The 14,442-nt window shown below is 41.4% G+C and carries 16 protein-coding genes and 1 riboswitch; of the genes, 5 read left to right on the top strand and 11 right to left on the bottom strand.

The window, feature by feature from the left end; all coding sequences use genetic code 11:
* Positions 1–245 precede the first annotated feature (245 nt).
* From thiE to cidR, 3 genes are read right to left on the bottom strand one after another with little or no spacing between them, the layout of a single operon-like run.
* A complete protein-coding gene (gene thiE, locus ACTJKA_RS00330; protein WP_047946593.1) occupies positions 246–935 on the bottom strand; it encodes a thiamine phosphate synthase in 690 nt (229 codons plus the stop codon).
* Complete coding sequence (gene thiM, locus ACTJKA_RS00325) at positions 922–1,746, bottom strand: hydroxyethylthiazole kinase (protein WP_336750242.1); 825 nt, start codon at positions 1,744–1,746, stop codon at positions 922–924. The genes thiE and thiM overlap by 14 nt, the downstream gene beginning before the upstream one ends.
* 17 nt (positions 1,747–1,763) lie before the next feature.
* Positions 1,764–2,651: a cidABC operon transcriptional activator CidR gene (cidR, locus tag ACTJKA_RS00320; protein WP_017360156.1), complete on the bottom strand. Its 888-nt coding sequence runs from the start codon at positions 2,649–2,651 to the stop codon at positions 1,764–1,766.
* A gap of 165 nt (positions 2,652–2,816) precedes the next feature.
* On the opposite strand from cidR, the gene ACTJKA_RS00315 reads away from it, so the two are divergent.
* Together ACTJKA_RS00315 and ACTJKA_RS00310 are read left to right on the top strand one after the other, a co-directional pair.
* Complete coding sequence (locus ACTJKA_RS00315) at positions 2,817–3,200, top strand: CidA/LrgA family holin-like protein (RefSeq protein WP_017368298.1); 384 nt, start codon at positions 2,817–2,819, stop codon at positions 3,198–3,200.
* Positions 3,194–3,874: a CidB/LrgB family autolysis modulator gene (locus ACTJKA_RS00310; RefSeq protein ID WP_007497850.1), complete on the top strand. Its 681-nt coding sequence runs from the start codon at positions 3,194–3,196 to the stop codon at positions 3,872–3,874. The genes ACTJKA_RS00315 and ACTJKA_RS00310 overlap by 7 nt, the downstream gene beginning before the upstream one ends.
* Positions 3,875–3,911: 37 nt before the next feature.
* Here ACTJKA_RS00310 and ACTJKA_RS00305 read toward each other — a convergent pair whose 3' ends face one another.
* On the bottom strand, positions 3,912–5,093 hold the full coding sequence (locus tag ACTJKA_RS00305) for a class I SAM-dependent rRNA methyltransferase (protein ID WP_217816035.1): 1,182 nt from the start codon (positions 5,091–5,093) through the stop codon (positions 3,912–3,914).
* 117 nt (positions 5,094–5,210) lie between these two features.
* Between ACTJKA_RS00305 and ACTJKA_RS00300 the strand changes: the two genes are divergently transcribed.
* Positions 5,211–5,594 carry a VOC family protein gene (locus ACTJKA_RS00300; RefSeq protein WP_008345541.1) on the top strand — a complete coding sequence of 128 codons (384 nt, stop codon included), beginning with the start codon at positions 5,211–5,213 and terminating at the stop codon, positions 5,592–5,594.
* Positions 5,595–5,681: 87 nt separating this feature from the next.
* Here ACTJKA_RS00300 and ACTJKA_RS00295 read toward each other — a convergent pair whose 3' ends face one another.
* The 3 genes from ACTJKA_RS00295 to ACTJKA_RS00285 form a co-directional block, all read right to left on the bottom strand.
* Positions 5,682–6,410 (bottom strand): amino acid ABC transporter ATP-binding protein, encoded by a 729-nt coding sequence (locus ACTJKA_RS00295; RefSeq protein ID WP_025208197.1) that lies wholly within the window; start codon positions 6,408–6,410, stop codon positions 5,682–5,684.
* On the bottom strand, positions 6,407–7,051 hold the full coding sequence (locus tag ACTJKA_RS00290) for an amino acid ABC transporter permease (protein ID WP_007497860.1): 645 nt from the start codon (positions 7,049–7,051) through the stop codon (positions 6,407–6,409). Before ACTJKA_RS00290 ends, ACTJKA_RS00295 begins: the two co-directional genes overlap by 4 nt.
* 70 nt (positions 7,052–7,121) lie before the next feature.
* On the bottom strand, positions 7,122–7,886 hold the full coding sequence (locus ACTJKA_RS00285) for a transporter substrate-binding domain-containing protein (protein ID WP_045033805.1): 765 nt from the start codon (positions 7,884–7,886) through the stop codon (positions 7,122–7,124).
* Positions 7,887–8,415: 529 nt separating this feature from the next.
* Here ACTJKA_RS00285 and ACTJKA_RS00280 point away from each other — a divergent pair.
* Together ACTJKA_RS00280 and ACTJKA_RS00275 are read left to right on the top strand one after the other, a co-directional pair.
* Positions 8,416–9,501: a Rap family tetratricopeptide repeat protein gene (locus ACTJKA_RS00280; RefSeq protein WP_008345544.1), complete on the top strand. Its 1,086-nt coding sequence runs from the start codon at positions 8,416–8,418 to the stop codon at positions 9,499–9,501.
* 19 nt (positions 9,502–9,520) lie between these two features.
* Positions 9,521–9,670 carry a hypothetical protein gene (locus tag ACTJKA_RS00275; RefSeq protein ID WP_017358698.1) on the top strand — a complete coding sequence of 50 codons (150 nt, stop codon included), beginning with the start codon at positions 9,521–9,523 and terminating at the stop codon, positions 9,668–9,670.
* Positions 9,671–9,721: 51 nt separating this feature from the next.
* Here the strand turns inward: ACTJKA_RS00275 and ACTJKA_RS00270 are convergent, their stop codons facing one another.
* The 4 genes from ACTJKA_RS00270 to ACTJKA_RS00255 form a co-directional block, all read right to left on the bottom strand.
* Positions 9,722–10,354 carry a GTP pyrophosphokinase gene (locus tag ACTJKA_RS00270; protein WP_007497867.1) on the bottom strand — a complete coding sequence of 211 codons (633 nt, stop codon included), beginning with the start codon at positions 10,352–10,354 and terminating at the stop codon, positions 9,722–9,724.
* 94 nt (positions 10,355–10,448) lie between these two features.
* Entirely contained in the window at positions 10,449–11,462 is a 1,014-nt protein-coding gene (locus ACTJKA_RS00265) for an ABC transporter permease (protein ID WP_017358697.1), read from the bottom strand.
* Positions 11,459–12,955, bottom strand: coding sequence for a sugar ABC transporter ATP-binding protein (locus tag ACTJKA_RS00260; RefSeq protein WP_440607581.1), 1,497 nt, complete (start codon positions 12,953–12,955; stop codon positions 11,459–11,461). The genes ACTJKA_RS00265 and ACTJKA_RS00260 overlap by 4 nt, the downstream gene beginning before the upstream one ends.
* 72 nt (positions 12,956–13,027) lie before the next feature.
* A complete protein-coding gene (locus tag ACTJKA_RS00255) occupies positions 13,028–14,146 on the bottom strand; it encodes a sugar ABC transporter substrate-binding protein (RefSeq protein WP_007497873.1) in 1,119 nt (372 codons plus the stop codon).
* Between the two features lie 172 nt (positions 14,147–14,318).
* A riboswitch (SAM riboswitch) is annotated at positions 14,319–14,428 on the bottom strand.
* Positions 14,429–14,442 lie beyond the last annotated feature (14 nt).

Below are 14,442 nucleotides of genomic sequence, written 5' to 3'. Positions count from 1 at the left end.
TCTTGTGTCTATTTTTCACGTAGATAAGAAAAGATATGGATGAGTTAATCCATGTCTCAGATTGTTGACAAAGGGCTAAAATGAACTTTATTTTAGCCCTTTGTCTTCTTTTCAGCGTGATAGAAAACCTTTGAAGTCTAGGAAGGACAGCTACTTTCACGGAGCGAATTTGACATTCGTGAGTACCAGCGCGCAGGACTGACACCGAATGCGAGGGTTTGTCTTCACGCTGAGACATGGATGAGTCAATCCATGTCTTTTACAGATGAAAGAGCTGCTTTCTCTGACTCGACAAGAGATGTTAGTTCTTCCGCAGCTTTTTTCGGATCAGCGCTTTGGCTAATGGCGCTAATGATGCTAATGCCATCGGCTCCTGCTTGGATGACTGGTGCAGCATTTTCATACGTGATCCCGCCGATGCCCACAATAGGAATGTGAAGACCGTGTTGACGTACTTCGTTGATTAAAGAAACACCCTGGACACTGCGTGTATCCTTTTTTGTTTCTGTAGGATAGACTGGACCCATCCCTACGTAGTCTGCCCCGTCCTTCATCGCTTGCCTCACTTCATCTAGATTGTGCGTGGACACGCCTAATATTTTATTCCCGATTCTTTGCCGTACATCTTGTGCAAGTGTATCTTCCTGCCCAACATGGACACCATCTGCATCAAGATCGATTGCAAGCTGTACATCATCATTTACGATAAAGGGGATATTCGCTTCTTGGCAAAGTGCTTGAATCTGCTGAGCGATTTTTTTCTTTTCTTCACCTTGCAGAGCACCTTCACCCTTTTCACGAAACTGAAACATCGTGATCCCGCCTTGAATGGCCTCTTTCACCACATCAAGCGGATGCCGGCTTGTATTCGCTGTTCCCATAATAAAATAAACCGATAATTGCTGTTTGATTAGCTGCTGATCAACCTTCGTCATGCAAAACTCCCCCTATTTTTCCTAACGTGATTACATCTTGACCATTTGTATTGGACAGCGCGTTTAGCAATTCGATTTGAAAGGTCCCTGGCCCTTTCTCATCTGTCTGCTGAGCTGCCTTTTCTGCAGCGACACCATAAAACAGCAGAGCTGATGCTGACGCATGAACTGGACGTTCCCCTGTTGCACAAAATGCCCCTATGACAGAGGTGAGTAAACAGCCGGTCCCTGTCACCTTGGTTAACCATTCGTGTCCATTATGAATAGACAGAACCTCTTCTCCATCTGACACGACATCCACTTTCCCTGTAATCGCCACAACGGTTTGAAGTGCTTTTGCCGCCTGCTTTGCTAAAGACAATACATCTCCATTTGCCCCTTGTGCATCAACGCCTTTTGACTGCCAGCCCTCCACTCCAATTAAATGAGCCATTTCAGCAGCATTCCCCCTGACAACGGTCATGTTCACTTGCTCTAACAGCTGTTTTGCCGCATTCGTCCGAAACGTTGTCGCACCAACACCAACAGGATCTAATAGAACCGGTACACCTTTTTCATTGGCCGTTTGTCCAGCAATGACCATTGCCTCCACTGTATCCTTTGTTAGTGTGCCGATATTCAGCACAAGTGCATCCGCTAATTGCGCCATTTCTGCCACTTCTTCTTTGGCGTTTGCCATGACTGGAGAAGCACCTAAAGCAAGCAGTCCATTCGCTGTAAAGTTCGTCACAACTTGGTTGGTGATATTATGGACAAGCGGATTTTCCGCTCGAATCTTTTCCAAAAGATGAGACACGCAGCTTAATTTCATCTGTATCGTCCTCCCTTTTACTCTGCATCCCAGACGTAGGATTTTGTATGCTTTAACCATTCTCTTGCAGCAAAGGACAAGTAGCGGTCCTTTCGCCAAATGACACCCAAATGCCACGGAATAGACGGATTTAAGGATATGATCCTCACTTTATCAGGATCTAGATCACGGCAGATCCGTTCAGGCAGAAGCCCAATCCCAAGATTCTCAGCAACCATTTCACTGATGAAATCCCATTGTGACGTTTCATAAATAACGTTCGGCCTGAATCCAGCATTCATACATTCATTTAAGATTCGGCTGTGCAGAACGAAATCTTCTCGAAAGAAAATAAAAGACTCTTCCTTTAAATCAGCCAAATGAACCTCACCACGTCCTGCCATCGGATGTGATGGATGGGTGACAAGCTTCATATTCTCTTTAATGATGGTGTATGTATGAAAAATTTTATCATTTGCAGGCAGAACAATGACACCAATATCTAATGATCCATCCTCTACCCCTTCCTCTACTTTAATGGAGCCGTGCTCCACCAATTGAAAGGTGACATCTGGATACTGCTGGCGGAATTCCCCCATCACATTTGGGAAAAAGCTTGATCCAATCATGGGCGGCAGTCCTATTCGGATATGTCCTTTTTTCACATTCATTAAATCATTTAATTCACTCGTTAAATTCTGAAAGGATTGTGTGATTTCACTCGCCTGTGTATACATGGTTTGTCCAGCATCTGTCATTTCAACCTGTCTGCCATTACGGTAAAACAACTGCACACCTAGCTCATCCTCTAGGTTTTTGACCATCTTGGAAATGGTCGGCTGCGACACATAGAGCGATTGTGATGCTTTCGTAAAACTCTTTAACCGTGCCACTTCTAAGAAATATGTTAAATGTCTGATGTCCACATGATTCATCCTTTCTATAGACAAAAGGAATACTAACTATTCGATATATGTATTTTACCTATAATAGAACGTGCTGTACACTTTAAAGTAAGCTCACCGATTAGAACGTTGTGTTGTTTTTGTGAAACAGTGAACAATTTATATAGAAAAAGGAGTGAACAGAAAGTGCAATTGCTCAAAACGTCGCTGATTGCTACCCTTCAGATTATGGCTTTATTTGCTTTTGCGAAATTGATGAATGTGCTGGCGGCCTTTTTGCATTTAAGAATTCCGGGCACGATCTTAGGCATTCTTGTCATTTTCTTATTACTTCATTTTAACATCATTAAATTAAAATGGATTGAACTTGGCGCCGTATGGCTGCTCGGAGAACTGCTGCTCTTCTTTATCCCTTCAGCAGTAGGTGTGATTGATTACGGAACATTACTTTCTCAATCTGGCACAAGTATTGTCCTTGTGGTTTTACTTAGTACCTTTGTGGTCATGCTCTCGACTGGCATAATGACGCAGATGATTGCGAAAAGAAAGGAGCGAAAAAAGCTATGTTAGTTGGTGGACTATTCTTGATCCTAACCATTCTGATCTATCTCGGATCAAAAGCGGTTTATAAACGTCACCCGAAAGTCTATGTCTCCCCTTTACTTGTGACACCGGTTGTTCTTGTGGTCTTGCTGTTAATCGTGAACATTCCTTACGATGCTTACAATCAAGGCGGAAAATGGCTGACAAATATGCTTCAACCTGCGACTGTGGCATTTGCCATTCCTTTATATAAGTATTTTCACATTCTGAAGAAGCATGCAGTAGAAATTATTTTAAATGTGGCTTGCGGTTCTATCGTTGCGATTTTATCAACAGCGTTTATCGCCAAATTGTTTCATTTGGATACGAGTCTGATCGAGAGCCTCGTCCCAAGATCCGTCACAACACCCGTTGCGATGAGTGTGTCTGAAATGATTGGCGGGATGCCGTCCGTTACGGCTGTATTCGTCATTTTAACAGCATTATTTGGCTCAATCATTGGACCATTGGTTATCCGTTATTTCCGTATTGATAATGACATTGCAATGGGCGTTCTGCTTGGTACAGGAGCACATGGTGCAGGCACATCGAAGGCCTTTGAACTGAGCTCGGTCTCAGGCACGATCTCAAGTGTGTCCATGATCATTTCGGCCATTATTACATTATGTGCAGCGCCTATCCTGATGTCGTTTGCCTTATAGAAAAAGCCATTTCCCCTTAACGGAAAATGGCTTTTTCTTATGCTTGGATGAAGACAACCTTTAAATAGTTCCCCTCAGGATAATTTTTCGTTGTACGGAAGTCCTCAGGAAGTGTATATTCCTCAAGAATACGATACGTTTTCCCAGATTCTTTAAAGGCCTGTGCAATAAATCCTTTAAACTTTTTCATCCCAAATGCACTGCTATTGGTTGACGCCACAATGACGCCGTTCTCAGCTGTGATCTGGATGGCTTCTTTTAATAGTTTCTTATAATCCTTCGCTGCACTGAATGTGTGTTTCTTCGTTCGTGCAAAGGAAGGTGGGTCCAAGATCACAACATCATAGCTCCAGCCTTTTTTCGCCGCAAACGGGAAATATTTAAAGACATCCATGACTTTGATATCCTGCCCGTCTACATCAATGCCATTCACTTCAAACTGCTCAGATGTTTTTTTCAAACTGCGGTTTGCAACATCTACACTTGTCGTACGGCTTGCCCCGCCAAGCGCTGCTGCTACAGAGAAAGCGCCGGTATAAGAGAATGTATTAAGGACGGTCTTTCCTTTTGCATAGCGATCTCGAATTGCTTTTCGCACATGACGCTGATCAAGGAAAATACCTGTCATCGCACCATCATTTAGATAAACCGCCACGTTCATCCCATTTTCTTTGACGATAAGAGGAAATTCACCTTTCTCCCCTTTTACAAAATCGTCATCTTCGATATATTGTCCAGACGTATCAAATCGTTTCTTTTCATAAATGCCTTTATAGTCAGGGTACACCTGCTCAATCGCAGCCAATACATCTTCTTTTAATGTATAAACACCTTCGCTATACCATTGGATGAGATAGAATCCATCATAATAATCAATCGTGATTCCACCAATTCCATCCCCTTCTCCATTGAACACACGGAAAGCCGTCGTCTGTGCATCACGAAATAGATGCGTTCTGCTTTTGGATGCCTGTTCAAGTTTAGAAACAAAAAAGGGCTGATCTATATTTTCGTTAGCGTCAAAGGAAAGCACCCAACCGATGCCTTTATTTTGCACACCATAATATCCTTTCCCTAAAAAAGAGCCTCTTTCATCTACCCATTCAATGAGTTCGCCTTCCTGTACACCGTTCACACGCGACACAGCATCTTTTGAAATAAGCGGATATCCCTTTTTCACTTGTTCTGCAAATGTTTGTTTTAATGAGATTTTTTTCATTTGTGTCATCCTTATCCTAAATTGACTCTCTCTATCCTACCATATGAATGTATACGTTACTTCTATTATGATAAGATGAGGAGAAAAATATCAACTCGACATAGAGGAGGCTCTTTTTTGACAACATTACGCTTAGATCATACAGGGATTATGGTGACAAATATTGATCAGTCCATTGATTTTTATGAAAAAGTGGTGGGCATGAAATTAAAGGATCGCATCACTCATACAAACGGAGTCATTGAACTTGCCTTTCTTGGCTTTAAAGACGAAGCGGAAACGGAAATTGAACTCATTCAAGGGTATAGCAGTGACCTTCCATCTGAAGGAAAGGTTCACCATCTCGCCTTCACAACAGATAATATTCACGCGGAATTTAACCGTATTCAAAAGCTGCAAATTGAGCTAATAGATGAAGAAATCACAACATTACCCAATGGCTATTGCTACTTCTTTTTCCGAGGGCCAGACCAAGAGTGGATTGAGTTCTTCCAACGATAATATTTCCTAGGAAATGCATGCGAATCGGTATATTCATTCTCGTCACAAAAGAAAAAGAGTAAGAGCATACCTGCTCTTACTCTTTTTTTATAGCACCTTACTAAGAAATGATTTGGTACGCTCATGCTGCGGGTTTCCAAAGAGTGCTTCTGGTTTGTCTTCTTCGACGATATATCCGCCATCCATAAAGATCACTCGGTCTCCCACTTCTCTTGCAAAGCCCATTTCATGTGTGACGACAATCATCGTCATTCCTTCGACTGCTAATTGTTTCATAACAGCTAAAACATCCCCAACGACCTCAGGGTCAAGAGCAGATGTCGGCTCATCGAATAAGAGCACTTTCGGGTCCATCGCCAAGGCTCTTGCAATGGCAACACGCTGTTTTTGTCCACCAGATAATTGGTTAGGGTAACTTTTGGCCTTGTCTTTCAAGCCGACCTTTTCAAGCAAGTCTAATGCTTTATCGACTGCCGCTTTCTTCTCCATCCCTTTTACTTTCACCGGTGCGATCGTGATATTTTCTAACACGGTTTTATGAGGAAATAAATTAAAGTGCTGAAACACCATACCAACTTCTTGTCGTACTTTATTGATATTCACTTTTGGGTCTGTAATCGTATGTCCGTGGACAACAACTTCTCCAGCCGTAATATCCTCTAATTTATTGAGACATCTTAGAAATGTGCTTTTCCCTGATCCTGAAGGACCAATGACACATACAACCTCTTTTTCCTCGATGACTGCATTAATATCCTTTAAGACTTCGTTATCACCAAAGGATTTCTTCAAGTTTTTCACCGTAATCATACTCATTTCACATCAAATCTCCTTTCTGCGTAGCTAGCCAGTAGAGAAAGTAAATAAATGATCACGAAATAAATGACACCGACAATGAGCCAGACATTCAAAGGATCAAATGTAGCCGATGCTTGAACTTGTCCCCGCTGCATGATATCAGCAATACCGATAATCGATAAGAGAGAGGTGTCCTTCAAACTGATGATAGCTTGGTTAGTAATGGCTGGAAGCATACGGCGGAATGCCTGTGGAAGAACGATAAAACGCATGTTTTGTCCACCTGTGAATCCTAAAGAGCGTGCGGCTTCTGTTTGTCCTTTATCAATGGACTGAATCCCTGCACGAATAATTTCTGAGAAATAAGCCCCTGCATTAATCGCTACTGTAATAATCCCTGCTGGCACTCGATCAAGCGAAATGAATTCAAGTGTATTAAGCCCAAAATAAATGAAGAATAGCTGTACGATAAATGGCGTACCTCGAATGGCATTGACAAAAACGAGTGAAATAAAGTTCAAGATTTTAAATGGTGACAGGCGGAATAGCGCCACAATCAACCCGATGATAAAACCTAAAATGATAGCAACAACAAAGATATATAAAGTGGTTTGCAAACCATCCATTAAATACGGAAATGCATTAACAATCGTATCCATGTTTCTCCCTCCCTAATTCACATACGGTTGACACATAAAGAAAGCGCGCTCTGAGCGCGCCTCGCTTGTGTTATGACTTCAAATATTTCTCAATAATTTTGTCATATTCACCGTTTTTCTTTAGGTTTTCAAGCCCTTTATTGATTTTCTTCAATAAGTCCTGATTTTTCCCCTTCATGACTGAGATCCCGTATTGGTCGCCATTCAAGCGGTCTCCAACTGTTTTCAATTTCAAGTCTTGCTGTGCGATCGCATACGTAATGACAGGATAATCCTCAATTAAAGCATCTGCATTTCCATTAGATACTTCTTGGAACATAGATGGACTGTCATTGAATTGAACTACTTCATACCCATATTTGTCTGCGTTATCTGATGCAAATTTTGCACCTGTTGTCCCATTTTTAACAGCTAGCTTTTTCCCCTTTAAATCATCAATCGATTTGATGCTGCTGTCCTTTTTCACAACAACTGTCAGACCAGCATCGAAGTATGGATCTGAAAAATCCACTTTCTTTTTACGCTCATCTGTAATACTCATACCACCCATTCCAACATCAAGCTGACCTGCTTGCATCGCTGGAATGATCCCTGAGAAATCCATTGCTTCAAGCTTCACTTTGAAGTCTTGGTCTTTCGCAATGGCGTTAATTAAATCAACGTCTATTCCCTCATATTTACCGCCCTTTTCAAATTCAAATGGCGGATATGTTGTATCTATCCCGATTTTATATGTGCCTTTGCCTTCTCCCGAACCGCTGTCCGATTTTGAACCACAGGCTGCCATGACGAGCACAACAATTAGTCCCATGATCAGTAACATCGATTTCTTCATAAAACACGACCCCCAATTGTCAGTTTTGTCTAAATATTCGCAACAACAATCTTACTATACCACGCTAAAGCTATACTGTGTGATATTTTTTATCAATACCAAAGATCCATACAATTCTAGATCGATAGTCTCTTTAAATTTTACTTTTTTGCGAATAACTCATTTTATTCTGAAAGAAGCATGTTTCACAATATTCATGTGATATAATCTCACAAAAAACCGCGAACACTCCTTTATCAATACCACTTCTTTCTCACCTATGAAAAAACCCTCTTTCACTGTCTCTCTTCCTCTATTGATATCCTGATATATTTTTTTCAACATCCTCTTTTTACCTAAAAAAATGTAAGCGTATACAATTCGATCCCTACTCCCTAATTTTTTCACTACTGGTTGAATTTACATCAAAAAACATGTTTTACAAATTGAGATAGACCGCTTAAAATATAAGAAGATACTTAATATGGAAAGATGATTCAGACAAATAAGAATCAGCAGAAATGAATAGGTGAAGAAAGGAGGATACCAATTGGCAGAAACAGGTGTTTTGTCATCCGTTGATGTAGCAAATATGCTAAATGACTGGTATGTCTTGATGAAAAAAAGAGACATACAAGAAGCAATACAGCTAAAAGAAGAGATTCTTCAAGCATTTGATCGAATGGAAGAGAATCAAGATGTCTTACTCTACTATCAACTTTTAGAATACCGTTTCAAAGATTTAGTCGAAGATACAGCTTCGTTAGATCACAGTCTTTTTGTGGATGAAAATGCGATTCGTACAGATGATATGCTCAGCTACTATTTCTATTTCTTTAAAGGCATGTATGAAATGCGCAGAGGGAATCAAGATACAGCATTTCACCATTTGAAATTGGCCGAGGATAAATTAGATCTCGTACATGATGACATTGAAAAGGCAGAATTCCATTATAAAACAGGATGTCTATACTATAATATAAGATCCACACTTCTCTCCATCCACCACTTAAAAAAGGCTTCGTCTATTTACGACGCAGATCCATGTTATGTGAAAAAATCAATCAGCTGTCAAATGATGCTTGCTCTGAATTATGCGGATCAATCTAAATATGATGAGGCAGAAACTTTGTTTCAACAGGTGATTTACTCACTAGAACAGATGGAGGATCCGGATTTACTTGGCCACGCATATTGCAATGCAGCTTTTATTAAAAGTCTAAGAAATGAATACAGTGAAGCTGTGCCGCTCCTAGAAAAAGCTTTATTGATTGAGTCATTCGAAACTTCTTCCCCAGGCGGCTATTTACTGGCCTTGTATGCCTACACAAAAGCGCTGTTTAAGCTGAAAAAGCCTGGTTTGTTCCACTATTATGTACAGCTTTCACTTCAAAAAGCAGAAAATTTAAAACAACGAAACATTTCACTTAAATTATCCATTTTAGAAACATTGATGCTCCAGCCCAACAACATGATTGAGCAGATCATTTCTTATTGTGATCAATTGGAATCTATGAATTTCCTTGTTGATCTTGAGGCTATCTGTCAGGATGTAGCCGCCTACTTAACTGAAAATGGTCTTCCGAAAGAAGCAATTTATTTTCAGAACAAGGCATTGTCATTCAAAACTTGTTAAGAAGATGGAGTGATGTATGATGAAAAAATGGCTGATCTCAAGTGCGATTTTTACGTTCTTGATTACAGGTGTTTTGATTGGCACTTCTACTCAAAAAGAGAGCCAGTCTGCACAATCGCAAGATGACGGTACTATCATTCAAAAGAGAGATCGAGGCACCAACCCTTAATAAGACTAAAAAGAGTAGCTGTCATTCAAAACAGCTACTCTTTTTTATTGGTTAATCAATTTCTCGTTTGATATTTTGCATTTTTTCATCTAAGTAGTGAGCGATATCTGCCGCTTCCTTTAGTTCATCGGTGAGCTGATGAGGAACATCGTTTTGCAGTTTATAATAGATTTTATGTTCGAGACTCGCCCAGAAATCCATCGCAATGGTCCGCACCTGAATTTCAACCTTCACATGCTCCACACGATTCGTTAAGTAAACAGGAATTTCAACAATTAAATGAAGACTTCGATAGCCATTTGGTTTCGGATGCTGAATGTAATCTTTCACTTCAAGGATCTTTAAATCCTCTCTTTGCCTCAGAACATCAATAATGTTATAGATATCTTGAATAAACGAGCAGATGATGCGGACACCAGCGATATCATGTATGTACTCCTTGGCACATTGTGTGGTGATGTCACATCCTTTTCTCGCTAGTTTATTCACGATGCTTTCAAAGGATTTGATCCGTGATTTTGTATGCTCTATTGGGTTGTGTCCATGGATTAAATTATATTCCTGACTAATAATCGAAAACTTTGTATCCATTTCATCTAATGCAAATTTATATACTAATAATTCATTTTTCCAGTCTTCCATGACACTTTTCAAATCTTCTACATGAGTTGCTGACATATTCATTTCTTTTTGTCATCTCCTTTTGGCAAACAGCTGTTACACTGCTTTCCGTTTACTAGACGGAGAGAGAACGCAAATGGTTTTAAAAAAGTACATCTTACCCCCGTTGTTTGTAATAAGTCAGCGCGAGTGCCAGTGCAAGCACAGATCCTTTCACGATATCCATTGCATAATACGGGACAGACATCATCACAAGTCCATTTTGCAAAATACCGATGAGCACCGCACCAATAAACGTACCGAATGCGTTTGGTTTACCTGCTCCCATGACTGAAAACCCAATAAAAGCAGCAGCTACCCCATCCATTAAATATGGCGTTCCTGCGTTAATTTCTGCTGTCATCACCCTTGATGCCAGCACGATACCACCGATCGCCGCAAATAAGGCAGACAACAGATATGCTGCGATTTTGTATTTGTTCACATGAATACCAGATAATCGAGCGGCTTCTTTATTTCCACCAATGATATACATCAATCGCCCATGCTTTGTGTAAGTCATAAAAACATGTGCAAAAAGCACAATGGCCGCCATAATCAAAATGATATAGGGTACCTGCCCAATCTTGCTGAAAAAGGCAGGGATGGTGCCAGTTGAAAAAGTGCCATCAGGCAGCACCATATTTTCAGAAATGGTCGCACCTTTCGTATAGGTTTGTGCCAGCCCTTGAATGATAAACATCATGGCTAGTGTCATGAGCATATCTGGAATCTTCATTTTGACAATCATCCAAGCATTCAGCAAACCGACAATAAGAGAAGCCGCCAGCGCAGAAAGGATCGCAATGAGTGGGTTTTGCGAGAACCATACAAACATGGAGATCACAATTGCATTTGATAACGTAGCAACTGAGCCTACAGATAAATCAAAGCCGTTCACTGCTAGGGAGATCGTCAGCCCTACCGCAATGATGGTTACAATCGAGATCGATCGTAAAATATTGATGATATTTCCTGACTGTAAAAATGCCGGATTGGCTGCCGCAAAGACAACAATCAATACGACAATCGTTAAGATGGTGCCATATTGATAAAAGAAATCAAACAGATGAAAGGATGGCCGCTGTTTCTTGATTTGTTGAATTGGGGCTGAAACTTGTCGTTCACTCATGATTGTCCTCCTGTTGAATGATATAAAAGCTCTTCTTCAGTCATTGGTGCCGTCATTTCCCGGGCAATGCTGCCATCATATAAGACGTATACTCGGTCGGCAATTCCTGCAATTTCTGAAAGCTCACTTGAAGCATAAATAACCGCTTTTCCTCTTGCAGCTAGTTCTGCAATGAGGGAGAAAATGTCCTTTTTGGCTCCAACGTCTACACCTTTGGTTGGTTCATCAAAGAGATAGACATCTGCCTCAGCCAACAGCCATTTTCCAATCGCAATCTTTTGCTGATTTCCACCAGAGAGATGCTTCACCTTCGCTTCAAGAGAAGGTGTCTTGACGCCAAGCCGCTTGACGATTCCATCTGCTGCCTTCCGTTCCTTAGAACGATGTAAGAAGCTGAACGGCCGTGTAAACGAACGTAGACTTGCAGCTGTTACGTTCCATCCAACAGTTTCTTCTGTTAAAATTCCTTCTTTTCTCCGTTCCTCAGGCACAAGGGCAATACCCGCTCTCACAGCGTGATGAGGCGACTTGATATGAATGGTTTGACCATGCAACTGCACAGTGCCTGACTTTTTTTCTGAGGCGCCGAATAGGGCTTTGCACAATTCTGTTTTACCAGCACCGACTAGTCCTGCAATCCCGAGAATTTCTCCTTTTTTCACATGAAGATGAATGTTGTTTAATTTATGCTGGTCATGCAACTCTTTCACGTCAAGCACAATCGGTGCATCCTCAAGCGGTGTAAGAGATGGGAATTGATCCTCTAATGGTGCGCCAAGCATTTCTTCAATGACCTGCTTTGGATCGGTTTCTTTAATGAGGTGCGCCGCCACATCGGTTCCATTCTTCATCACAGTCAGTTCATCACAGATGTTGAAAATTTCTGGCATGCGATGCGAGATAAAAATGATGCCTGTGCCGTTCTTTTTCAATTGATGAATCATTGAGAATAGCTTGCTTGTTTCTGCATGACTAAGTGGAGCGGTTGGTTCATCTAAAATTAAAATGCTGCATTTGATCGACACAGCCTTGGCAATGAGCACCATTTGTTTTTCTGCCAGTGTCAAATCACTCACAAGACGCTTCGTCGAGATGTCAATGTCCATCTCTTTTAACAGCTGTGCTGCCTTGCGGTGAATCTCTTTCCAACGGACGAAGGTTTTTTTCTCCATTTCATGAATCATCATATTTTCGCCAACACTTAAATAAGGCACTAGAGCTGTATCCACTTCTTGATGGACGGTCTGCACACCGTATGAGGCCGCATCCTTCGGTGTATGAATGGTCGCCGCCTCGCCATTGATGTGGATGGTTCCTTCAAAATGTGAATGAGCACCAGAGAGAACTTTCATTAACGTTGACTTCCCAGCACCGTTCGCCCCAATCAGGGCATGGACTGTGCCTTTTTTTAATGTGAAATTTGCTTGATCTAACGCTTTGACTCCTGGGAATTCAATCGAGATGTTTTTCATATGAACAAGCGGCGTTGTCATAGGTGTCCTCCTTCTCTCCTGATCGTCAATTGAAAAACGAAACACCCTCTATGAAAAGAGAGTGCACGTGGTTTATTTTGCATAATGCTTCTTCAAGGTCTTCATCCAGTCTTCTTCAAAAGCAGTCGAAGAACCGAATCCTTTTACTTCATCTGCAAGATTGACCATATTGATGGCCTTTCCTGCATCCTGAAGCTGCTTTTGTGAAATGAGAGAGGCCTCAAGGTCATAGGAAGATGGCGTTTTCTCGCCAGCTAGTTTCTTCGCAAGAATCCTTACGTCAATTGCGCCAATGAGCTTCGGATCGACAGCGGCAGTGTACTTCCAAGGACTGTCTTTCGCAGTCATTTCTTGCAGATCGGCATTAGACACATCAATACCGTATATTTTCACTTCGGTTCTTCCTGCTTCTTTCAAAGCTCTTGCGGCACCAATCGCAAATGCATCCCACGTGGCAAAGATCGCATCCAGTTTACCCTTTGGATATTTATTTAGCATAGCCGCAACCGCATTTTGTGTTTGAACTGATGTATCAGAGGCCGCAACGCCAAATCGATCAAGTTCCTTGATTCCTGTATGCTGTTTGAGCGTTTCTTGGTACACCTTGTTTCGTCTCACCATTGGAGGGAATCCGTCTACCCAAAGATACGCAATATTTGCTTTCCCTTTAAAATCAGCCACGAGTGCATCTAATGATTTTTTCGCTAATTGCTCGTCATCTTGAGACGTCACTGTGACTCCTTTGATATCCTTCAGCTTCGGATTTGAATCAAACGCCACAACTGGAATGCCTTTCGCTGTGATCTTTTTCACATCAGCGACTGTCGCCTCATCATCCCCATGAGAGATGATAAAGCCATCATAGTTTTCTTCTAGTGCTTGAGAAATGGCATCATGAAACTTCGCCGTATCACCATTTGCCGTGTAGACATCTACTGTAAAGCCTAGCGCTTCCCCTTCTGCCTTCGTTCCTGCTAAAAACTGAGCAGTATGATCGTCCCCGCCAATTTTACGGATGACTTTAATTTTTGCTCCCTGTCCTTTTGCAAATCGCTTCGGGACATTGTCAAAGGAGACCTTTTCGTTTGCATTGGCTTTTGAGCCTGCGCTTGATCCCGTACCGCAACCAGATAATAGCACGGTCAGGACCGTCAATAATACAAGAGATGATGTCCAATATTTACGTTTCATTGCTGTTCCTCCTCAAGTTGTTTTATTTTTCACATCGGAAAACTAGGTAAAAAAGTGGAAATATGCCTGTGAACCCAGTCTTTTGATTCTAAAAAAAGAGATCAAAAAAGCCTCTCTTGATAAAGAGAGGCTTGATCACCGTTGCATGAAACATGTATCGGGAAGTCTTCCTCTCTTATCTGTCAAAGCTGTAACAGCTTTGCAGGAATTAGCACCAATTTCTTAAATAGAAACGGTTGCTGGGCGTCATAGGGCCAGTCCCTCTGCCTCTCTTGATAAGAGATCCGTTATGAAAT

The organism is Bacillus sp. 22190 (assembly GCF_052045575.1).
Lineage (GTDB): Bacteria > Bacillota > Bacilli > Bacillales > Bacillaceae > Bacillus > Bacillus altitudinis.
Note: the sequence above shows the minus strand (reverse complement) of the source record. Positions and strands in the feature narration are given on the sequence as shown.